Below are 21453 nucleotides of genomic sequence, written 5' to 3'. Positions count from 1 at the left end.
CCGAGAAGCTTCCTGACGCAATCCCGGCGGTGCAACCTAACGTCATCTGGCTCTAATTCACCGTAATTGGTTCAAGAGCGCGAAGACCGTTCGGCAACTCACGCCTCCTGAGCGGTCATGTTGATAATCCCAAAACCCGCGCTTCGTTCACCGCAGACGCGCTGCAATTGGTATGCTGGCACCGGAGTTGCTGGCACCGGAAACGCACAGTGCAACCGCCTCAGGTCAACCTGGCATCCCGCCCGGGATCGCCGCGAAAGGCTCCTGGTGTTTCCCCCCGGTGCTGTTTGAACGCCCGATAAAAACCGGAAAGTTCAGTAAAGCCGCACAAAAACGCGATTTCGGTTACCGTATGGCGGGCATGGGCCGGGTCGCCCAGCATCATTACGGCCTTGTCCACCCGGGTCAGCGCCAGCAAGCGGGAAAAAGTCAGCCCCTCCTGTGTCAGCGTGTGCTGCACAGTTCGCTCCGACAGTCCCAGCCGGTGCCCCACCTGGGCCGCGTCCAACCCGGCAATGCCAGCAAAACGGGCGACCAGTTCGCGGATCGCCGCCACCCGCGCTGCATGACGGCTCGCCGGTGCCTCGGCCACCCAATCCCGCGGCTTCAACCCGCCCAACCACAGTCCGGTAAGGTCACTGATATGGCTCTTGAACACGGCGGCGATGTCGGGATCGAGCGTCTGTGAATCGCGGACGAGGGCCATGTAGGCGGTCAGCGCCTTGTACACCGGCGAACTGCGGTCCCCCGCCACTGCTGCCAGGTCTTCGGGCGGGCGCATCCAGTTTGCGGTGCTTTCGCGAGAAAGATGGATGCCCAGCATCCCTGAATCCTGCAGGCAGACACTGCGAACTGGCGCGTTCTGCACCCAAAGTGCGGCGTCGCCCTGGCCCAGCGTGTAAGTGCGGTCGAACTGCCCGCCGATGATTGCGTTTTTGCCGGTGTTCATGTGCAGAAACAGGCTGTCTGCAAGATCTTCGGCGACATGGTACCGCGTGCGATCATAGATCAGCCCAACACCTTCAGTATGGGGGGCCATCAATTCCCCGCACAAGGTGATCGTCACCTTGCCGACAAAGCTGGTTTCGGGGTCGATGCAATCAAGGTGGGATCGCACGCGCAGCCCGTCACTGATCGCGCACAGACCCCTTGCCTGCTGCGGCGTGGTTGATCGCGCGACATGGCGCAGGAACCCTTCCGGCAAAAATCGCCCCTTTCCCCCGGCGTTGCACTGATGGGCAGGCTAATCAGCTTTGGCGCTGGGCGCAAAGGTTTTGCGCCCAGCGCATAGCGGCCCGGGCACGCATGCCGCATGAACACCTGCAGTCAAATCCCAGCATCTTTTTAAACCTGGCTGAAAGGAAGCACCATGCCGCGCACATCTCTTCGTCAAACTCTGCACATTGCTCTTACGGGCACCGTCAGCGTACTTGCGCTATGCGGGCCGGTATCGCGGGCCCAGGTGGTTCAGGGCGGAACCGTGGCATCGGGCGTGGTCTGCAACCAGGGGCGCGGCGCGGCGGGAGATGACGCAAGCATTGCCTGCGGCGACCATGCCGCCGCGATCGAAACGCTGGCATTGCCCGGTGGCGACATTTCCAACCCCGGCGCCACGGCCATCGGTGCCAATGCCAAAGCGCAGAGCGCCTACGCGACCGCCCTGGGGGCCAATGCCATTGCCAGCGGATCATACGACATCGCCATCGGTGGCGCGGACATGGCATCGGGAAACCAGCCGACGGTCGCCGACAACCAGGGCGATGCCGGGCATGCCATTGCCATCGGGCTGCGCGCGACGGCCAAGGGGGGCGGCACAGTTGCAATCGGCGATGCGGCCGAGGCCACAAAAACCGAAGCGATGGCCATAGGCAATTCGGCTTCGGCCAGCGGGGAAAGTGCTGTGGCGCTCGGCGGCGAAGCCACTGCCACGGGTCGTCACGCTGTTTCCCTGGGCGCCAGCAGTTCGGCCAGCGGTGAAGCAGACACCGCGATTGGTCTGGTGTCATCGGCCAGCGGGGGCAGTTCGCTCGCTGTGGGCGATTACGCGCATGCGACCGGTCTGCATGGCACTGCTGTCGGCACGCATGCGACAGCCGATGGGGAAAGTTCCATTGCCATGGGCGACCATGCCCAGGCCACAGGACTCTATGGCATCGCCATTGGCAATCAATCGGCCGCCAGCGGGCTTGCATCGGTGGCGCTGGGCGGCACCGCCGCTGGCGATGCCGGCACCGCGCTGGGCATTTACAGCAGCGCGGCAGGTTCGATTTCAACCGCCGTGGGCAACGGTGCCAGCGCCAGCGGCGACAGCGGGCTGGCGCTTGGCACATCCAGCCAGGCGAGCGGCGATTTTTCGACCGCCAGTGGCACCTTCGCGTCGGCTGGCGGTGTCTTGTCGAGCGCCAGCGGTTATCGCGCAATGGCCGATGGCCAGGGCAGCACCGCCAGCGGCGCCAACGCCCACGCCTTTACCGCCAGCAGCACCGCGCTTGGCAGCTATGCCCTAGCCCAGGGGCTTGGCGCCACGGTGACCGGTGCGAACGCCGCCGGGATTGGTGACAATTCAGCCGCGTTTGGCGGACACGCCATTGCCGGATCGACCAACAGCACTGCCATCGGTTCCGAAGCGCACGCATCGGCGAATGGTTCCGTGGCGCTCGGCGCCGGATCGATCGCCAGTGAAGCGGATACCGTCTCGGTCGGCTATAGCGTGATCACCCCTGGCGGAACGGGGACCGGCACCGGCATCATCTCTACGGTGCCAGGCACAACCCTGGGAACCGGCTTTGGCGATCCCACCCTGAGCACCTATTATCGCAGGGTGGTCAATGTGGCCGACGGGACCAGCGCGCATGATGCCTCAACCGTCGGGCAATTGAACACCGCCGCTCAGAATTTGCAGTTGCAGATCAACACTCTCAACACTGCCAATCAATTCGGGATCACCGTGACTGATCCCGCCAGTGCGAACGACCCGGCAAGCGTCCGTTCCAGCTCTTCGACAGCCAGCGGCGCGGGCGCAGTGGCCATCGGGGGGACCAACAAGGCGTATGGCAATGGTTCGGTTGCACTTGGTCAAGGCAACAATGCCGATGATGGCGGCGGTTCGATCAATCCGATGTTCAATTCTGCTCTCGCCATTGGTAACGGGAATGTCGCCTTTGGCGACGCCACAATTGCCATCGGTTTTGGTGGCCGCGCCACCCAATACTCGGCCATCGCGATAGGCAAGGAAGCCGTGGCCTCTGGCCAAGCGGGTCTGGCATTGGGTACATTTGCTGAAGCCAAGGGCGATAGTTCCATAGCGCTGGGCAGTGGCGAGGCCGATGGCAATCACGCGCTCGCCCTGGGCAACAGTTGGGCGCAGAAGGACGGTTCGACTGCGATCAACGGCGCCGTGGCCCAAGGGATGTGGGACGTTGCCATCGGCGCATCCGCGCACAGTGGCGGGATCGGGACAGGGATAGAAAGTTCAAATATCGCCATTGGCGGCCTCAAGATCAACACGTCCAGCAATCTGGGAGACGTCATCGCCAATCCCACCTCGCAGACAGAAGCCTATGGCGGCGAAGCCATGGCGATTGGCGCGGGCGCGCAAACTGATGCCCGCTGGGCCACCGCGCTGGGTTCCGGTGCGTCCGTTCATGCCGTAAGCGGCATCGCCATAGGCCACATGGCCAGCGTAAAATACATCCCCAACGATGATTACGCAGCCGGGATTGCGATTGGCGACGGCTCAGTCGTTGAGCAGGACTTTGGGGTCGCTGTAGGCCTTCAAGCCCAGTCCAAAGCCAAGAATGCGGCTGCACTTGGAACGGGTGCTGTCGCCTTTGCGTTGGATTCGGTCGCGATCGGCAGCAATTCGCAGGCTAGCGTGGCGCAGACCGTTTCGTTTGGTGCGACCAATTTCTATCGCCGGCTGACGAACGTGGCTGACGGCACCGATCTTCACGATGCAATAACGTTGGGGCAATTGAATGCAGCGATTGCGGGCCTGGCCCAAAACGCCAGCCTGCCGATTTCCAATGGCCCCACGGTCAATACCGGCAATGGTTCGCAGGCGACCGGCAATGGCGCCATCGCGCTGGGCCAGGGGCAGACCGCGCATGGCAATGGCGCGGTGGCGCTGGGTGATCCCAACAGTGCCACCGGTACCGGTGCGCTGGCCATTGGTGCCAACAACACCAGCACCGGCGACGGCGCACTGGCGCTGGGCAACAGCAATACCGCCACTGGCCAGGGCGCGCTGGCGCTGGGGAATGGCGCGAATGCCGCAACCGCCGGCGCGATCGCGCTGGGCGATGGTGCCAGCGCCACGGGCGCAAAGGCGGTGGCGATCGGCGCGGGATCGGTAGCGGCGGACGACAACACGGTCTCGTTCGGCGCGGCCGGGGCCGAGCGCAAGCTGGTCAATGTCGCACAGGGTGATATCGCGGTCAGCTCTACCAACGCGGTCAACGGCGCGCAGCTGTTTGCAACCAATCAGCTGGTCAGCACTGCCCAGGCAACAGCCAACACCGCCCTGGCGCGCACGACCTATATGGCGGTGGGTGGTTCGGGTGCGGCGCCGAGTGTCACCGGCAACGGCGCGGTGGCGATCGGCGTCGGGCAAACCGCCAATGGCAACGGTGCGGTTGCCATCGGTGATCCCAACAGCGCGAACGGCACCGGCGCCGTGGCGATTGGCGCGGATAACATGGCGACGGGCACCGGGGCGGTGGCGCTTGGCAATGGCAACAAGGCCGCTGCCAATGGTGCGGTTGCCATCGGCAATGGTGCCACGGCCCAGCAGGCCAATGCTGTTGCGCTGGGGTCCGGCGCAACGACCAGCCGTGCCAGCCAGATCACACTGGGTGGCACCGGCAGTTCGGTAACGGTGGGCGATATTGGCAGCTCTACCGCGGCGCAAGTTGGCCCGGTCGATGTCGCCACGGTGGATGCCGGCGGCACGCTTGGCCGCGATACCACCATCCGCCCGGCGATCGCCTCTCTGCAATCGAGCGTTGCCGATCAGGCATCGACCATTTCGGCCATGAAAGCCGTCGACAATATCCAGAACAACCGGTTGTCTGCGCTGGAAGCAGGGCAGACAAATCTGCAATCGCAGGTCGATGTGAACCGGCGTGGCGCGAATGGCGGCATTGCCGCAGCGATGGCGCTGGGCGGCACGGTCATGCCGGCCAATGCGAAATTCGCCATATCGTTCAACCTTGCCACCTACCGCGCCGAACAGGGCTTTTCGGTGGCGGCCGTCGTCCGCGCGCACGAGCATATCTATCTGTCAGGCGGCATCGCTGGCTCGACCGTTGCAGGCTCCACCGGCGGCCGCGTCGGCGCAACCTTCGCCTGGTAAGCCACCTCAAAAGGAACAGGCCGATTCCAATCCGGGCGCGGTTTTTCGGGAACAGCCATCTGGCCTGGTAACCGCGCCCAATGCATCGTGCAAAAAAGCAGGCACCGGGGCGCATAGCTGCCGAAACCAAGAGCGGCTGGAGTAGGATCGTTTCCTGCCAGTCTACATTGCGGTGGGGAACGACTTGAATTTCTTCACCCCTCCTAAACCGCTTGCCCTACCGCTTTGCGCAACCCCGATGGCGGCACGCCGAACCGCTGGCGCACGCGGCGTGAAAAGTGCGCGGCGCTGGCGAAGCCGCAGTCGAGCGCGATCTGGGTTACGCTGGCGTCGGTGGTGCGCAGGCGGTGGGCGGCGCTGTCCAGGCGGAGCGTCAGCATGGTTTGCGCCAGGCTTTGGCCCAGTTCGGCCTGAAACAGGCGTTCGATCTGGCGCAATGAACGCCCGCAGGCCGCCGCGATCTGCGTGCGGGGCAGGGGGCGGTCCAGCCCGGCCTCGATCGTGGCCAGTGCCTGCAGCACCACGCGGTTGGTGGTGCCGTGGCGTTCGGCGGGGCTTTGGCGTTGGGGGCCGGCGGCATCGCGCGGGGTGGTGCGGATGAACCATTCGCCCACCCGCGCGGCCAGCGCGTGGCCGTGGTCGCGCGCGATCAGGGCCAGCGCCAGATCCAGCCCGGCGGTGCCCCCGGCGCAAGTGATCACCGCACCATCGATGACATAAAGCCCGGATTCGATCGCCACATCGGGGAAATGTTCGGCCAGCAGCGGGCGGTGTTCCCAATGGATCGTCGCGCGCCGTCCGGCCAGCAGCCCGGCACGCGCCATCACATAGGGCCCGCCGGATATCCCCGCGATGGCGCACCCGCCGCGCGCCAGCGCGCGCAGCCAGCCATAGGTGGCGGGATCGTGAAAATTGCGCGGATCGCCGCCGGCAAACACGAACAGCGTGGCGCAATCGATGCGCGCGCCCACCTGGGCATCGGCCAGGATGCGCGCGCCGCAGCTGGCCTCCACCGCTGCGCCCTGCGCCGATACGTGCGACCAGGTGTACAAGGTGCGGCCCGACAGCGTGTTGGCGGCGCGAAAAGCCTCAACCAGCGTGGCATAGCCCATCAGCGCAAAGCCGGGGATCAGCAGCAGTCCCAGCCGGATCGGCGGCGCAAAAGGGGTGGACATGTCGGTGTGGGACATATCCGCTTCATAAATGGACAAGCGGTGGCTGCGCAATGGGCATAATCTTCTGTGGTGGACGGGCGATCTGCCCGGCGGCAAAGGCACCCGCGATGCGCTATTCAATCCTGCAACTGGCGCGCCAGGCGCTGCAACGCCATCGTGGCTGGGGCCCGGCCTGGCGCGATGCGACCCCGCGCGATGGCTATGACGTGGTGATTGTCGGCGGTGGCGGGCACGGGCTGGCGGCGGCCTATTACCTGGCCAAGGTGCATGGCATCACCAACGTGGCGGTGGTCGAACGCAGCTGGATCGGCGGTGGCAATGCCGGGCGCAACACCACCATCATCCGTTCCAACTATGCATTGCCCGGCAACGAACCGTTCTACGAATGGTCGATGAAACTGTGGGAAGGGCTGGAACAGGAACTGAACTACAACGCGATGGTCAGCCAGCGCGGCGTGCTGAACCTGTATCATTCCGATCCGCAGCGCGATGGCTATGCCCGGCGCGGCAATGCCATGCGCATGCACGGGGTCGATTGCACATTGCTGGATGCCGATGCTGTGCGCAAAATGGCGCCGTTCCTGGATTTCGACAATGCGCGCTTCCCCATCCAGGGCGGGCTGTTGCAGGAACGCGGCGGCACCGCGCGCCACGATGCGGTGAACTGGGGCTATGCCCGCGCGGCATCGGCGCTGGGGGTGGATATCATCCAGAACTGCGAAGTGACCGGATTTTTGCGCGATGCCAGCGGCGCCGTCATCGGCGTGGAAACCAGCCGCGGCACCATTCGCGCCGGCAAAGTCGGGCTGTCGGTGGCGGGGATGACCAGCGTGGTGGCGGCCAAGGCCGGGCTGCGGCTGCCGATTGAAAGCCATGCGTTGCAGGCGTTCGTGTCCGAAGGGCTGAAACCGCTGATCCCCGGGGTGATCACGTTTGGCGCCGGGCATTTTTATGTCAGCCAGTCGGACAAGGGCGGGCTGGTGTTTGGCGGCGATATCGATGGCTACAATTCCTATGCCCAGCGCGGCAATCTGCCGGTGGTGGAGGATGTGTGCGAGGGCGGCATGGCCCTGATGCCGATGATCGGCCGCGTGCGTATGCTGCGCAGCTGGGGCGGGGTGATGGACATGAGCATGGATGGATCACCCATCATCGACCGCACGCCGATCGATGGCCTCTATCTCAACGCTGGCTGGTGCTATGGCGGGTTCAAGGCCACGCCGGCGTCGGGCTGGTGTTTTGCCCATCTGCTGGCGACCGATGCTCCGCATCATACCGCCACTGCCTATCGGCTTGACCGGTTCCGCACCGGGCATGTGATCGATGAAAAGGGCGTTGGCGCCCAAGCCAACCTGCATTGAGGATCAGACGCGATGCGTATTCCCTGCCCCTTTTGCGGGTCGCGCGATTCGCGCGAATTTGTGTTTCGCGGCGATGCAGCGCCGGCGCGCCCCGCGCTTGACGCCGGCGAAGGAGAAGCGGACGCGATGTTCGATTACCTCTATCTGCGCGACAACCCGGCCGGGCACTTTGAGGAATTGTGGTATCATGCGCAGGGCTGCCGCAACTGGTTGCGCGTGCGGCGTGACACGGTGACCCACGCGGTCGCCGGCGCCACCTTTGCACGCGCGGGGCAGGCGGCATGACCGGGCCGCATCGCCTGGGCACCGGCGGGTTGGTCGATCGCACCCGCACGCTGTCATTCCGCTTTGATGGCAAGGCCTATACCGGCCATCCGGGCGATACCTTGGCATCGGCGCTGCTGGCCAACGGCGTGCGCGTGTTTGCGCGCAGTTTCAAATACCATCGCCCGCGCGGGGTTTTGACCGCGGGCAGCGAAGAACCCAATGCCCTGGTCACACTGCGCACCGGCGCGCGTGCCGAACCCAACACCCGCGCCACCACCATCGAACTGTTCGATGGGTTGGAGGCCGTCAGCCAGAACCGCTGGCCCAGCCTGGCGTTTGACGTGATGGCGGTGAACCAGCTGTTTGCGCCGCTGTTTGTCGCCGGGTTTTACTACAAGACCTTTATGTGGCCGGCCAAGGCGTGGGAAAAGCTGTACGAGCCGGTCATCCGCCGCGCCGCCGGGCTGGGCGCGCTGTCGGGACAGGAAGACCCCGACCACTATGACCACGCCCATGCGTTTTGCGATGTGCTGGTGGTCGGTGGCGGCCCCGCCGGGCTGATCGCCGCACTGGATGCCGGGCGCAGCGGGTTGCGCGTGGTGATCGCCGACGAAGGGCCATTGTTGGGCGGGCGCCTGTTGTCTGAACGCGTGATCGTGGGTGGGCACCAGGGCACGGAGTGGGCCGCCGCCGCCAGCGCCGAATTGGCCGCGATGGCCAACGTGCAGGTGCTGCCGCGCACCACGGTGTTCGGGCGGTTTGAGGCCGGCGAATATGGCGCCATCGAACAAGTGGCCGACCATCTGCCGGTGCCCCTGCCCGGGCAACCACGCCAGCGATTGTGGAAAGTGGTCGCGGCGCACACCATTCTGGCGACCGGAGCAACCGAACGCCCGATCGTGTTCGATGGCAACGATCGCCCCGGGGTCATGCTGGCCTCGGCCGTATCGACTTATTGCAACCGCTATGGCGTGGCGCCGGGGCGGCGCGCGGTGGTGTTTACCAGCGGTGACAGCGGCTGGCAGACTGCGGCCGATCTGATCGCGGCGGGGGTCACGCTGGTGGCGGTGATCGACACGCGCAATGCCGTGCCCGAGGTGCTGGCCGCGCCGGTTCGCGCCGCCGGGGTGACGGTGATCACCGGCGGGCAGGTCATTGCCGCCAGCGGCAGCCCGCTGTCGCGCGTGATCGCGTGCGATGCCGGTGAAAACCGCGTCAGCCTGGATGCCGACCTGCTGGCGGTGGCAGGCGGGTGGAACCCGCAAGTGGCGCTGGCCACGCATATCGGCCACAAACCGGTGTGGCGCGATGCCATCGCCGCCTATGCGCTGGGCGATCCGCCGGCGGATGTCATGGCGGCGGGCGCGGCGGATGGCATTTATGGGCTGGCGGGCATTCTGGCCTCGGCCCGCGCGGCGGCACAGGTGGCGATGGCGGCGCTGGGGCATGATGCGGTGCTGGCGCCGTTGCCACGTGCCGATGATGTGCCCCACGCGGTCAGCGCGGTGTGGGCGAGCGGGCCATGTAAAGCCAAGGCGTTTGTCGATTTTCAGCACGACGTGACCGCCGACGATGTCACGCTGGCGGTGCGCGAAGGGTTTACCAGCGTCGAACACCTGAAACGCTATACCACGCTGGGCATGGCGACCGATCAGGGGCGGGTCAGCCAGGTCAATGGCCATGGCCTGCTGGCGGCGGCGACCGGCCGCGCGCTGGCGGAAACCGGCACGATCCGCGCGCGTCCACCGGTGGTGCCGGTGGCGATCGGCGCGTTTGCCGGGCACCATCGCGGGCGCGCGTTCCGGCCGATCCGCCACACCGCCAGCCATGATTGGGCGGCGCAGCGTGGCGCGGTGTTTGTCGATGCCGGGCAATGGCAGCGCGCGCAATGGTATCCGGTGGCCGGCGAAACCCACTGGCGCCAGTCGGTGGACCGCGAGGTGAACGCCACCCGCAACGGTGTCGGGCTGTGCGATGTTTCGACGCTGGGAAAGATCGAGCTGATCGGCGCCGATGTCGGCACGCTGCTTGACCGGTTGTACATCAATGGCTTTTCGGCGCTGCCGGTGGGCCGGGTGCGCTATGGCGTGATGCTGCGCGAAGACGGGCTTGTGATGGATGATGGCACCGTCACGCGGATCGCGCCCGATCGCTGGTTCATGACCACCACCACCGCCAATGCCGCGCGGGTGATGCAGCATATCGATTTTGCGCGCCAGGTGCTGTGGCCCACGCTGGATGTCCTGGCAGTGTCGGTGACCGAACAGTGGGCGACGTATTCGATCGCCGGGCCGCGCGCGCGCGACCTGCTGACCGTGGCGCTGCCCGATGTGGATCTGTCGAATGACGCGCTGCCCTATATGGGGGCGATCACGCTGCGCTGGCGCGGCCATGCGGCGCGGTTGTACCGCGTGTCGTTTTCGGGCGAGCTGTCCTATGAACTGAGCGTGCCCGCGCATGCCGGTGCCGCGCTGGTGGAACATCTGTTCGGCGTGGGCGCTGCGTTTGGCCTCACGGCTTATGGCACCGAGGCGCTGGGGGTCATGCGCATTGAAAAGGGCCATCCGGCGGGCAACGAGCTGAATGGCTGGACCACCGCCACCGATCTTGGGCTGGGGCGGATGGCGTCAAAGAAAAAGGATTTTGTCGGGCGAGTTTCGGCCCTGCGCCCGGCGCTGGTCGATCCGGCGCGGCCGCGGCTGGTCGGGTTGATGCCGGCCGATGGCACCGCGACGATCCGCGCGGGCGCGCACCTGTTGCGTGTGGGCGCCGCACCGGTGGCGGTCAACGACCAGGGTTATGTCACCTCGGCCTGTTATTCGCCCACGCTGGGCCAGCCGATCGCGCTGGCGCTGTTGGCCAATGGCGCCGATCGCCATGGCGAAACAGTGGTGGTGCACGATCCGGTGCGCGGCGCCGATGTGCTGGCCGTGGTGTGCGATCCGGTGTTTTTCGATCCGGCGGGGGAGAGACTGCGTGGCTGATGTGCGGGTAAGCGAACTGGCAGGTTATGGCCTGGCCAGCGTGATGCTGCGGCCGGGGGTTGATCCGGCTGTGCTGGGCGCGGCGCTGGGCATTGCGGTCGCGACCGGCCCGCGGGCCAGCATGGGCGACGGCATTGCGCTATGGGGTAGCGGGCCGGGGCAATGGCTGGCCCATGTCGACATGGCCGCGCCCGATTGGGCCGATGCGCTGGGCGACCGGCTGACCGGGGTGGCGGCGGTGGTTGACCAGTCCGGCGCCTATACGCTGTTTGACCTGGCGGGCACCGATGCCGCAGCGGTGTTGCAGATGGGGCTGCCGGTTGATCTGTCGCCGGCGGCGCTGGCCGCCGATGCGGTTGTGGTCAGCGTGATTGCCCATATCGGTGTAATCGTGCATCGGGTCGCGCCCGACCACTTTCACCTGGCCGTGTTTCGCAGTTTTACCGAAAGCTTCCGCGAATGGCTGAATGCCACCATCGCGGCACTGTAATTTTCAGGAACGTGTCATGACCGAATATCTGCTTACGCTGTCCTGCCGCAACCAGCCCGGCATCGTCGCCGGCGTGGCCACCACGATCTATACCCACGGCGGCAACATCACCGATGCGTCGCAATTCGATGATGCCGATGCCAACCGTTTTTTCATGCGGCTGGTGTTTGCGGTCGATCCTGCGGCCGACCATGCCGCGTTGACCGCCGATCTGGGCGCGCTGGCCGAAAAATTCGCCATGGACTGGTCGCTGCGGCTGCGCAGCCACCTGCAAAAGGTGGTGCTGATGGTCAGCAAGTTTGACCACTGCCTGGTCGATCTGCTGTACCGCCACAAGATGGGCGAACTGGCGATGGACGTGGTCGCGGTCATTTCCAACCACCCGCGTGACGCGCTGGGCGATATCAACCTGGGCACGATTCCGTTTCACCACCTGCCGGTGACCCGCGATACCAAGGCCGCGCAGGAAGCGCAGATCCGCGACATCGTGACCGCCAGCGGCGCCGATCTGATCGTGCTGGCGCGCTATATGCAGATCCTGTCGGACGAGATGGCGGCATGGTTGTCGGGGCGCTGCATCAACATCCACCATTCGTTCCTGCCCGGGTTCAAGGGCGCCAAGCCCTATCACCAGGCGCACGAACGCGGGGTAAAGCTGATCGGCGCCACCGCGCATTACGTGACCGGCGATCTGGATGAAGGCCCGATCATCGAACAGGATGTCGAACGCATCAGCCACGCCGACAAGGCCGACGATCTGGTGCGCAAGGGCCGCGATATCGAACGCCGGGTGCTGGCGCGCGCGGTGCAATTGCACCTGGACGGCCGCAGCCTGCTGCACGGCAACAAGACCGTGGTGTTCCGCGATTGATATTCCTGCTGGGAAATATCTTTTCCCCTTGATTGACATTCTTGCCGAGGGCGGACTATCCCGTTGTGGCGGCCTGATGGTCTGGCCTGCCGGAGAATCGCGATCATGTGCGGAATTGTCGGCCTGTTTTTGAAGGACCCTGCGCTGGAGCCCGAACTGGGCCGGCTGCTGGCCGACATGCTGGTGGTGATGACCGGCCGCGGCCCCGACAGCGCGGGCTTTGCCATTTATGGCGGCGGGCAGGATGACCATCTGAAGATCACCGTGCGTGGCGTGCGGCTGGATGATGTGGCCTCTGCATTGGCAGGCACCGCGGTCGCCACCTTGCGCGACACGCACATGGTGCTGTCGTTTGCCGCCGCTGACGAACCCGCAGTGCGCGGCTGGCTGGCGCTCAACCGCCCCGATCTGGTGGTGACCGGCGCGGGCAAGCGGATCGAACTGTACAAAGAGGTTGGCCTGCCGCGGCAAGTGGCGGACCGCTTTGCGCTGCCGGCGATGGCGGGCACACATGGCATCGGCCACACCCGCATGGCCACCGAATCCGCCGTGACCACCGATGGCGCGCACCCGTTTTCCACCGGGCGTGACCAGTGCCTGGTGCACAACGGATCGCTGTCCAACCACCGCTCGCTGCGCCGCAAGCTGGAACACGAAGGGCTGAGCTTTGCCACCGACAACGACAGCGAAGTGGCGGCCGGCTATATCAGCTGGCGCCTGCGCGAAGGGGACAGCCTGACCGCCGCGCTGGAGGCCGGGATGGAGGACCTCGACGGGTTTTACACGTTCGTGATCGGCACCGAAAACGGCTTTGCGGTGATGCGCGACCCGATTTCGTGCAAGCCGGCGGTGATGGCCGAAACCGACCAATACGTGGCGTTCGGATCGGAATACCGCGCGCTGGTCGGCCTGCCCGGGATCGACCATGCGCGCATTTTCGAACCCGAACCCGCCCGCGCCTATGTCTGGGAGCGCAACTGATGCCCGTCGTCGATCTTGCCGTCACGCCAAAGCGCGAATTGAATGCCGCGCTGCATGCACTGCCGGCCAATACCAACGAAACCCAATGGCTGGTTGCCAATCCCGAAGGCGCGCATGCCCTCGCTGCCGGGGTCAACGCGCCGATCACGGTCGAAATCGATGGCCACGCCGGATACTATTGCGCGGGCATGAATCAACAGGCGACCGTGGTGATCAACGGCAATGCCGGGGTCGGCGTCGCGGAAAACATGATGTCGGGCAAAGTGCATGTGAAGGGCGATGCCAGCCAGGCCGCCGGCGCCACCGCGCATGGCGGATTGCTGGTAATCGATGGCAATGCCTCCGCCCGGTGCGGCATTTCGATGAAGGGCATCGACATCGTCGTCAAAGGTTCAATTGGCCCGATGTCGGCGTTCATGGCGCAGGCGGGCAACCTGGTGGTGCTGGGCGACGCCGGCGAAGCGCTGGGCGACAGCCTGTACGAAGCGCGGCTGTTCGTGCGCGGCACGGTCAAAAGCCTGGGCGCGGATTGCACCGAAAAGGAATTGCGGCCCGAACATATCGCCATCCTGGAACGGCTGCTGGCCGATGCCGGTGTCGAAGGCATCAGCGCAGCGGAATTCCGCCGCTATGGCTCGGCGCGCGGGCTGTACAATTTTCACGTCGACAACGCCTCGGCCTACTGACGGACGCCCCCATGGACAATTCCCACATCCCGCGCACGTTGCCGCGTTTTTCCGCGACGTTCGATCCGCATACCCTGGCGGAAATCCGCCGCGCGGCCGCCACCGGCATCTATGACATCCGTGGCGGTGGCACCAAACGGTCATTGCCGCATTTTGATGATCTGCTGTTCCTGGGCGCGTCGGTGTCGCGTTATCCGCTGGAAGGCTATCGCGAAAAGTGCGCGACCGACGTGTGGCTGGGCACGCGCTTTGCCAAAAAGCCGATCCACCTGAAAACCCCGATCACTATCGCCGGTATGAGCTTTGGCGCATTGTCCGCACAGGCCAAAGAGGCGCTGGGGCGCGGCGCGACGATCGCCGGCACCAGCACCACGACCGGCGATGGCGGCATGACGCCCGAAGAACGCGGGCAGTCGCAAACGCTGGTCTATCAATACCTGCCCAGCCGCTATGGCATGAACCCCGATGACATCCGCAAGGCCGATGCGATCGAAGTGGTGATCGGCCAGGGCGCAAAGCCCGGCGGCGGCGGCATGCTGCTGGGGCAAAAGATTTCCGACCGTGTGGCGGCAATGCGCACTTTGCCAAAGGGCATCGACCAGCGCTCCGCCTGCCGCCATCCCGACTGGACCGGGCCCGATGACCTGGAAATCAAGATCGAGGAACTGCGCGAAATCACCGATTGGGAAAAACCGATCTATGTGAAAGTCGGCGCGACCCGGCCCTATTACGATGTTGCGCTGGCGGTGAAATCGGGCGCCGATGTGGTCGTGCTCGATGGCATGCAGGGCGGCACCGCCGCGACGCAGGACGTGTTTATCGAACATGTCGGCATTCCCATCCTGGCGGCGATCCGCCCGGCGGTGCAGGCGCTGCAGGACATGGGCATGCACCGCAAAGTGCAGCTGATCGTGTCGGGCGGCATCCGCAACGGCGCCGATGTCGCGAAAGCGCTGGCGCTGGGTGCCGATGCCGTGGCGATCGGCACCGCCGCGCTGGTCGCGCTGGGCGACAACGATCCGCGCTGGGCCGCCGACTATGCCGCGCTGGGTACCGAGGCCGGCGCCTATGACGACTGGCACGAAGGCCGCGACCCGGCCGGGATCACCACGCAGGACCCGGAACTGGCCGCACGGCTTGATCCGGTGGCGGCGGGGCGGCGGCTGGCCAATTACCTGGCGGTGCTGACGCTGGAGGCGCAGACGATTGCGCGCGCCTGCGGCAAAAGCCATCTGCACAATCTGGAACCCGAAGACCTGGTGGCGCTGACGATCGAGGCGGCGGCGATGGCGCGCGTGCCGCTGGCCGGCACCGACTGGATCCCCGGGCAGAAGTTTTAAGATCCCACCCCCGTTTCATGCCTGCCCCCGACCGGGAGAATGACGATGAGCATCGATCTGGCGCAAGTTGCCCAAGCCAAGGGCATCAAATATTTCCTGATTTCGTACACCGACCTGTTCGGCAACCAGCGCGCAAAGCTGGTGCCGGCGCAGGCGATCGGCGAAATGCAGAAGAACGGCGCCGGGTTCGCCGGTTTTGCCACCTGGCTGGACATGACGCCCGCCGATCCTGACCTGTTCGCCATTCCCGATCCGGCCAGCCTGATCCAGGTGCCGTGGAAAAAGGAACTGGGCTGGCTGGCCGCCGATCTGTGGATGGATGGCAAACCGGTCAAGGCGAGCCCGCGCAACGCATTGAAGGCCCAGATCGCTGCGGCGGCGGAGCTCGGCTATCAGCTGAAATCGGGGGTGGAGTGCGAATTTTTCCTGATCACCCCCGATGGCACCGCGATCTCCGATGCCGCCGATACCCAGACCAAGCCGTGCTATGACGAACAGGCGCTGATGCGGCGCTATGACGTGATCACCGAAATCTGCGACGCGATGATCGAACTGGGCTGGAATCCGTACCAGAACGACCACGAGGACGCCAATGGCCAGTTTGAAATGAACTGGCACTATGACGATGCGCTGCTGACCGCCGACCGCATGGCATTTTTCAAATTCCTGGTGAAATCGGTCGCGGAAAAGCACGGCCAGCGCGCCACGTTCATGCCCAAACCGTTCATCAACCTGACCGGCAATGGCTGCCACGTGCACCTGTCGCTGTGGAAGGATGGACACAACGCGTTCGAAGGCGACAACGACATCAGCCCGCTGGCCAAAAATTTCATCGGCGGCCTGCTGCACAGCGCCCCGGCGCTGGCGGCGATCACCAACCCCACCGTCAACAGCTACAAGCGTATCAACGCCCCGCGCACCACATCGGGCGCGACCTGGTCGCCCAATTCGGTGACCTGGACCGGCAACAACCGCACGCACATGATCCGCGTGCCCGAACCCAACCGGCTGGAGCTGCGCCTGGCCGATGGCGCGGTAAACCCCTATCTGCTACCGGCGGTGGCGCTGGCGGCAGGCATGGACGGCATTGTCAACGCGCGCGACCCCGGGCCACGGCTGGACATCAACATGTATACCGAAGGGCACAAGGCGCCCGACGCGCCCAAATTGCCGCTCAACCTGCTCGACGCCATCCGCGCGCTGGAGGCAAGCCCGGTACTCGGCGCGGCAATGCCCGAACTGGTGCCCGCCTATACCAAGCTGAAACATGCCGAATGGAACGACTACGCCCGCCACCTGACCGACTGGGAACGCGCGACGACGCTGGATTGCTGATCGCACCTTGCCCGAACCGGGGAGGGGGGCCTCTCCCCAAATTATGCCAGGGCGGGCGCCCTGATCATGAAAGGATTTGTGCAATGACCATCGTGCGATTGGATGCCGGACCGCGGATGAGCCAGGCTGTCGTGGCCGGCGGCCTCGTCTTCACCGCCGGCCAGGTGGCCGAAGGGCCGACCGTGACCGCCCAGACCGAAGCCGCGCTCGCGCAGATCGATGCCCTGCTCGCGCGCGCCGGCACCAGCAAGGCCAACCTGGTCAGCGCCACCATCTGGCTGGTCGACATGGCCGAATTTGCCGAAATGAACGCAGTATGGGACCGCTGGGTCATCCCCGGCGCCACCCCCGCCCGCGCCACCGTCGGCGCGCCCCTGGCTGCCCCAATTTTTAAAGTTGAGATCGCCGTCGTCGCCGCACTCGACTGACCTGCTGCGCCGGTTCTGATCGCGTGCCTCTGGCGTGTAAGGCCTACGGCCCTGGCACGCGCCACCTGGCCGGATGGGAACGCGCCACCGCGCAGGTTTGCTCATCGGGGTGGGTTTGCAAAGCCGTTCCACCATCGTCACCCCGGGCTTGACCCGGGGTCCCGCTGGTTGTCGGCGATTTTGTTGCTTACAACACCGCGTTGGAACTGCTGGGATTGGAGGGTAGCGGACGTTGATGTCTATCAGGTCGGCAGCTTTCTACTGATGGTGCCACCCGCCTGGCTCGCCAGAAAGACAGCAGTCCTTTCTGCAAGGTCAGCCTCGTCAGACGCGATCCGCATCACGTTTTTACCTTCGAGCATAGCGACTTCTACAACAGGCTGCTCTCGATACGGCGGCTTACGAAGCTGCATATATAGCCACGTCCAATCAGTCGCTTCCCGTAATCTGCTATCTCCATCCGTATCGACAGTATCGTTCGGGCCATAGACATGAATGACGACTTCAAAAAATGGCGGGCGCGGGCCTGGCGTTATCAAAAAGAGTTCGTGGGCATAGTCCCTACTGTCATGCATCATACCGGAAATCTAGCTGAGACGCTGATGTCTGCAAGTGGGCGACAGCAGCCATCGACTGGTGTAAATTTGTAACGAGCGCGCAGGCGGTCTTTTGGGAGCCATCCACGCAACGCAAATAAGCGGGACCCCGGATCAAGTCCGGGGCGACGCGTGGGGCGGGTGTTTGTGCCTTTGCCGTGCAGTTGCTCCCGCGCCTTACATCAACCGGTAATGGAAATCATACGCGGTCGCCTTCGGGTCGCGGGCGTGGATCAGCATTTCGCCGCGCGCGCCTTTGTAGGCGCCGGTGCCGCCGGTGACCGCCAGCGTGGTGTCGGGCGCGTTGTCGCCGTCGCCGACCGGGCCTTCGACCATGATCTGGCCTTTGGCCAGCGTCAACGTCCAGTGGCATTCGATCGACTTGCCGATCAGGCGCACGCAATAGCCCTGGTCCATGCCGACTTTTTTGGTGTTGGTGGCATCATAGATCGGGTTGGTGAAGGTCAGGATGTCACCGACATTTTCCGCCCCACTGCCGCCCTTGACGCTGGCGACATCGGTTTCGGCGCGTTCGACCACGTCGATTTTGGTTACGTGCTTGGCCATTGGGGCAGGGGCGGCATAGGCCGGGACGGCAAGCGCGCCCAGCACGATCAACAGATTACGCATCCTCAAGGTCTCCTCGTTTTTCAGGATTTTACGGGCGCGCGGCGCGTCCAGGCGTCGCCGGCCGGGGCATCGCTGCGATCATAGGGACGGCCGGCGATCATGTAGATCAGCCCCGATACAATCACCGCGCCAAAGGTCAGCGCCATGCCATAGCTGGCATACCACGCCATGGCGCCGTCGGTCGGGCGCAACATGATCGCAATCGCGCTAACGCCCCAGACAATGCCCGCCACATTGATCGCCCAGCCCCAGCCGCCCAGCCGGAATTTGCCATGCGGCTGCCACCCGCGCGCGCGCGCAAAGGTTGCGCCCAGCACCACCATCTGAAACCCGGCATAGATGCCCACCACTGCAAAGCTGACAATCGTCGCCACTGCATCGGCAAAGAACATGCCCAGCACCAGGATGGCGGAGGCGATCAGCCCCGACAGCACCAGCGCGTTCATCGGCACATGGTGCGTGGCTGAAACTTTGCCCAGCCAGCCGCTGGCCACCACCATGTCATCGCGGGCATAGGCATAGACCAGCCGGCTGGCCGCGGCCTGCATGCTGAGCGCGCAGGACAGGAATGACACCAGCACCACCACCACCACCGCCTTGGCACCGATCGGGCCGAAGGCCACGTTCAGCGCGTCTTCGATCGGGTTGGTACTGCGCCCGCTGACCACCGCCATGACATCGGGCAGAGATAAAATGAGCGCCAGCGCGACGAAAATCGATGCCGCCATGCCGACGTAAATCGTTGATTTCATGGCCTTGGGGATGGCGACGCCGGGGTTGGGGGTTTCCTCTGCGACATCGCCGCACGCCTCAAAGCCATAGCAGGTGAACAGGCCGACCACTGCCGCGCCCATGAACGCCGGGGCGTAGGACCCGTTTTTGACGAGGCCGTACGTATGGAAAATCACATTGATCGACTGGTGGCGGTGGAATAGCAGCAGGAACGCGCCGACCACGATCGCGCCCAGGATTTCGCAGATGAAGCCGAACATTGCCACCCGCGCCAGCGTGCGCGTGCCGGCCAGATTGGTCAGCGTGGACACCACCACCAGTCCGATCGCCAGCAGCCCGGCGGTTACCGGATTGCTTTGAAACCCCAGCAACACACCCACATAAGGCGCGGCGCCCGCGCATACCGCCGCGATCGAGGTGAACAGCGCCCAGCCATAGACCCAGCCAGCCATCCACGCCCATTTTTTGCCCACCAGCCGCCGACACCACGGGTACAGCCCGCCGGAAATCGGAAATTGCGACACCACCTCGCAAAAGGTCAGGCACACGATCATCTGGCCAATGGCGGCGATCACGTACCACCAGATCATCGGCGGACCGGCCGACGCCATGCCGATGCTGAACACCGAATAGACGCCCACCACCGGCGACAGATAGGTAAAGCCGAGCGCAAAGTTTTCCCACAGCGACATCGACCGTTCGAACTGCGCCGAATAGCCCAGCGCCTTCAGCTCATCATCGTCGCTGCTGGTCATGTTGGTCATGGAAACGCGATTCCCCCCGGATTCGTCTGTGCGCGATCAGCCAACTGCCGTCCGCTTGGTCTTTTTCGGGTCGTCAAACGGCAGCGGCTGGGCCTTGGCGGCCACGGTGCCCTGCGCGCCGACCAGTGTCAGGTCAGCCCCGGCCACGGCCACATCGACATCCATCCGCGCAATGCCCAGCGAACGCCCGGTCAGTTTCGAAACCATGCCCAATGTCACCACGCCCACTTCGCGGTCCCCCACCAGCAGCTTGTCACCCGCATCGGCCGCCTTGTCGCTGGCGAGTTCGACGCCATAGATGCGAAAGCGTTCCTTGCCCTTCAGCCGGTAATGCGCATCGGCGCCGCGAAAGCCGGTCTTGCCCGGGCTGACCGTGAAATCCAGCCCCAGTTCCCACAATGTGTCACCGGTCGATCCATCCGCAAACGGGAAATATTCTGACATGTCATAGGGATAGAACAGCAGATAGCTTTCCACCCGCAACAGGTCGAGCGCGGTGAAGCAGGCCGGGCCGATGCCCATCGCGGCACCCTGTTCGAGGATCGAATCCCAGATCACCGGGGCATCGGCCGAACGGCAGAAAATTTCATAGCCGCGTTCGCCGGTATAGCCGGTGCGCGAAATCAGCACCGGCGCGCCGAACAGCTTTGCGCCCATGTGGCTGAAATATTTGAGATCGCGGATGCCTGGCACATGCTGCGCCAGGAAATCGACGGCGACAGGCCCCTGCAACGACAGATCGTGCAGATCATCGTCAAACAGCATGGCGACATTGCGCCCGGTGCTCGCCGCAACCAGGCTTTCATGCCCGGCGCCGGACCCGTGCACCACCATCCAGCTGTCGGGCCCCATGCGGTACAGGATGCAATCGTCGATGAAATGCCCGTCATCGTTGAGCATGGTGGCATAGGCGGAACGCCCCGGCATGATCTTGGCCACAGTGCGCGTGGTGACCATATCCAGCACACCCTGGGCGTGCGGACCGACCAGATGCACCTTTTTAAGGCCCGACACATCCATCAGCCCGGCGCGTGTGCGGATCATGGTATGATCGTCCTGCACATCGTGGCCATAAGTCCACGCGGTGCCCATGCCGTTCCAGTCTTCAAGCGCCGAACCGAGCGCACGATGGCGGCTGGCCAGGGTGGAATGACGCCAGGAATCGGGCATGAAAAACCTCGTGAGCTGGGGGCGCGCCTGCCGGTTTTACCGTGCATCGCGGGCCGGGAGTTGATCTCTTGCGAGGGCAAAAGGACTATCAACCGGCGTTCCGGCTGTCGAGGCGATATTTGCCTCATTGACAAGTTTGTTTCGTCTTGGGAAAGTTTTGCCATTGCGCTGGTGGCTGCCTGGCGCAATGTTATTCCGTTTGAAGGTTTTTGGAAGTGCCACCCACCACCCCGCACCCCCGGCCCAACCACCCATTGAAGGTACCCTGTGGGCGGTTGGGCCGGGGGTGC

At 64.6% G+C, this 21453-nt stretch carries 17 protein-coding genes; 11 read left to right on the top strand and 6 right to left on the bottom strand.

Annotation, left to right across the window (positions count from 1 at the left end; genetic code table 11):
• Nucleotides 1-220: 220 nt before the first annotated feature.
• Nucleotides 221-1066, bottom strand: coding sequence for an AraC family transcriptional regulator (locus ABWP89_RS17470; protein ID WP_353230925.1), 846 nt, complete (start codon nt 1064-1066; stop codon nt 221-223).
• Between the two features lie 303 nt (nt 1067-1369).
• Here ABWP89_RS17470 and ABWP89_RS17465 point away from each other — a divergent pair, with 303 nt between their 5' ends.
• Nucleotides 1370-5353: a beta strand repeat-containing protein gene (locus ABWP89_RS17465; RefSeq protein ID WP_353230924.1), complete on the top strand. Its 3984-nt coding sequence runs from the start codon at nt 1370-1372 to the stop codon at nt 5351-5353.
• 203 nt (nt 5354-5556) lie between these two features.
• On the opposite strand, the gene ABWP89_RS17460 is transcribed toward ABWP89_RS17465, so the two are convergent.
• The gene (locus tag ABWP89_RS17460) at nt 5557-6543 is read right to left on the bottom strand and encodes a GlxA family transcriptional regulator (RefSeq protein ID WP_353230923.1); all 987 of its coding nucleotides are present in this window, start codon (nt 6541-6543) and stop codon (nt 5557-5559) included.
• A gap of 92 nt (nt 6544-6635) precedes the next feature.
• On the opposite strand from ABWP89_RS17460, the gene ABWP89_RS17455 reads away from it, so the two are divergent.
• The 10 genes from ABWP89_RS17455 to ABWP89_RS17410 all read left to right on the top strand — a co-directional run bounded on the left by ABWP89_RS17455 (nt 6636) and on the right by ABWP89_RS17410 (nt 17271).
• Nucleotides 6636-7889 carry a sarcosine oxidase subunit beta family protein gene (locus ABWP89_RS17455; RefSeq protein WP_353230922.1) on the top strand — a complete coding sequence of 418 codons (1254 nt, stop codon included), beginning with the start codon at nt 6636-6638 and terminating at the stop codon, nt 7887-7889.
• Between the two features lie 12 nt (nt 7890-7901).
• Nucleotides 7902-8174, top strand: coding sequence for a sarcosine oxidase subunit delta (locus ABWP89_RS17450; RefSeq protein WP_353230921.1), 273 nt, complete (start codon nt 7902-7904; stop codon nt 8172-8174).
• Nucleotides 8171-11140 carry a sarcosine oxidase subunit alpha family protein gene (locus ABWP89_RS17445; protein WP_353230920.1) on the top strand — a complete coding sequence of 990 codons (2970 nt, stop codon included), beginning with the start codon at nt 8171-8173 and terminating at the stop codon, nt 11138-11140. The genes ABWP89_RS17450 and ABWP89_RS17445 overlap by 4 nt, the downstream gene beginning before the upstream one ends.
• Nucleotides 11133-11630 carry a sarcosine oxidase subunit gamma gene (locus ABWP89_RS17440; RefSeq protein WP_353230919.1) on the top strand — a complete coding sequence of 166 codons (498 nt, stop codon included), beginning with the start codon at nt 11133-11135 and terminating at the stop codon, nt 11628-11630. The genes ABWP89_RS17445 and ABWP89_RS17440 overlap by 8 nt, the downstream gene beginning before the upstream one ends.
• Before the next feature lie 16 nt (nt 11631-11646).
• Nucleotides 11647-12501 (top strand): formyltetrahydrofolate deformylase, encoded by an 855-nt coding sequence (gene purU, locus ABWP89_RS17435; protein ID WP_353230918.1) that lies wholly within the window; start codon nt 11647-11649, stop codon nt 12499-12501.
• A gap of 105 nt (nt 12502-12606) precedes the next feature.
• Nucleotides 12607-13482, top strand: coding sequence for a class II glutamine amidotransferase (locus ABWP89_RS17430; RefSeq protein WP_353230917.1), 876 nt, complete (start codon nt 12607-12609; stop codon nt 13480-13482).
• The gene (locus tag ABWP89_RS17425) at nt 13482-14168 is read left to right on the top strand and encodes a GltB/FmdC/FwdC-like GXGXG domain-containing protein (protein ID WP_353230916.1); all 687 of its coding nucleotides are present in this window, start codon (nt 13482-13484) and stop codon (nt 14166-14168) included. Before ABWP89_RS17430 ends, ABWP89_RS17425 begins: the two co-directional genes overlap by 1 nt.
• Before the next feature lie 11 nt (nt 14169-14179).
• Complete coding sequence (locus ABWP89_RS17420; RefSeq protein ID WP_353230915.1) at nt 14180-15508, top strand: FMN-binding glutamate synthase family protein; 1329 nt, start codon at nt 14180-14182, stop codon at nt 15506-15508.
• A 45-nt stretch (nt 15509-15553) separates the two neighbouring features.
• A complete protein-coding gene (gene glnT, locus ABWP89_RS17415) occupies nt 15554-16843 on the top strand; it encodes a type III glutamate--ammonia ligase (RefSeq protein WP_353230914.1) in 1290 nt (429 codons plus the stop codon).
• Between the two features lie 83 nt (nt 16844-16926).
• Nucleotides 16927-17271 (top strand): RidA family protein, encoded by a 345-nt coding sequence (locus ABWP89_RS17410; RefSeq protein WP_353230913.1) that lies wholly within the window; start codon nt 16927-16929, stop codon nt 17269-17271.
• Nucleotides 17272-17513: 242 nt separating this feature from the next.
• On the opposite strand, the gene ABWP89_RS17405 is transcribed toward ABWP89_RS17410, so the two are convergent.
• The 4 genes from ABWP89_RS17405 to ABWP89_RS17390 all read right to left on the bottom strand — a co-directional run bounded on the left by ABWP89_RS17405 (nt 17514) and on the right by ABWP89_RS17390 (nt 21163).
• Nucleotides 17514-17849, bottom strand: coding sequence for a hypothetical protein (locus tag ABWP89_RS17405; RefSeq protein WP_353230912.1), 336 nt, complete (start codon nt 17847-17849; stop codon nt 17514-17516).
• A 195-nt stretch (nt 17850-18044) separates the two neighbouring features.
• Entirely contained in the window at nt 18045-18497 is a 453-nt protein-coding gene (locus tag ABWP89_RS17400) for an allene oxide cyclase family protein (protein WP_353230911.1), read from the bottom strand.
• A gap of 20 nt (nt 18498-18517) precedes the next feature.
• Nucleotides 18518-19993: an APC family permease gene (locus tag ABWP89_RS17395; protein WP_353230910.1), complete on the bottom strand. Its 1476-nt coding sequence runs from the start codon at nt 19991-19993 to the stop codon at nt 18518-18520.
• A 36-nt stretch (nt 19994-20029) separates the two neighbouring features.
• Nucleotides 20030-21163: an aminomethyl transferase family protein gene (locus tag ABWP89_RS17390; RefSeq protein WP_353230909.1), complete on the bottom strand. Its 1134-nt coding sequence runs from the start codon at nt 21161-21163 to the stop codon at nt 20030-20032.
• Between the last annotated feature and the right edge of the window lie 290 nt (nt 21164-21453).

Source organism: Novosphingobium sp. (genome assembly GCF_040398825.1).
In the GTDB taxonomy this organism is placed as follows: domain Bacteria; phylum Pseudomonadota; class Alphaproteobacteria; order Sphingomonadales; family Sphingomonadaceae; genus Novosphingobium.
Note: the sequence above shows the minus strand (reverse complement) of the source record. Positions and strands in the feature narration are given on the sequence as shown.

Excerpts from the sequence above, each read along its gene's own strand:
- ABWP89_RS17420 (WP_353230915.1), top strand. The coding sequence starts at position 14,180 with ATGGACAATTCCCACATCCCGCGCACGTTGCCGCGTTTTTCCGCGACG.
- purU (WP_353230918.1), top strand. The coding sequence starts at position 11,647 with ATGACCGAATATCTGCTTACGCTGTCCTGCCGCAACCAGCCCGGCATC.
- ABWP89_RS17460 (WP_353230923.1), bottom strand. The coding sequence starts at position 6,543 with ATGTCCCACACCGACATGTCCACCCCTTTTGCGCCGCCGATCCGGCTG.
- ABWP89_RS17465 (WP_353230924.1), top strand. The coding sequence starts at position 1,370 with ATGCCGCGCACATCTCTTCGTCAAACTCTGCACATTGCTCTTACGGGC.
- ABWP89_RS17405 (WP_353230912.1), bottom strand. The coding sequence starts at position 17,849 with ATGATGCATGACAGTAGGGACTATGCCCACGAACTCTTTTTGATAACG.
- ABWP89_RS17450 (WP_353230921.1), top strand. The coding sequence starts at position 7,902 with ATGCGTATTCCCTGCCCCTTTTGCGGGTCGCGCGATTCGCGCGAATTT.
- ABWP89_RS17455 (WP_353230922.1), top strand. The coding sequence starts at position 6,636 with ATGCGCTATTCAATCCTGCAACTGGCGCGCCAGGCGCTGCAACGCCAT.
- ABWP89_RS17400 (WP_353230911.1), bottom strand. The coding sequence starts at position 18,497 with ATGCGTAATCTGTTGATCGTGCTGGGCGCGCTTGCCGTCCCGGCCTAT.
- ABWP89_RS17425 (WP_353230916.1), top strand. The coding sequence starts at position 13,482 with ATGCCCGTCGTCGATCTTGCCGTCACGCCAAAGCGCGAATTGAATGCC.
- glnT (WP_353230914.1), top strand. The coding sequence starts at position 15,554 with ATGAGCATCGATCTGGCGCAAGTTGCCCAAGCCAAGGGCATCAAATAT.
- ABWP89_RS17445 (WP_353230920.1), top strand. The coding sequence starts at position 8,171 with ATGACCGGGCCGCATCGCCTGGGCACCGGCGGGTTGGTCGATCGCACC.
- ABWP89_RS17395 (WP_353230910.1), bottom strand. The coding sequence starts at position 19,993 with ATGACCAACATGACCAGCAGCGACGATGATGAGCTGAAGGCGCTGGGC.
- ABWP89_RS17430 (WP_353230917.1), top strand. The coding sequence starts at position 12,607 with ATGTGCGGAATTGTCGGCCTGTTTTTGAAGGACCCTGCGCTGGAGCCC.
- ABWP89_RS17390 (WP_353230909.1), bottom strand. The coding sequence starts at position 21,163 with ATGCCCGATTCCTGGCGTCATTCCACCCTGGCCAGCCGCCATCGTGCG.
- ABWP89_RS17410 (WP_353230913.1), top strand. The coding sequence starts at position 16,927 with ATGACCATCGTGCGATTGGATGCCGGACCGCGGATGAGCCAGGCTGTC.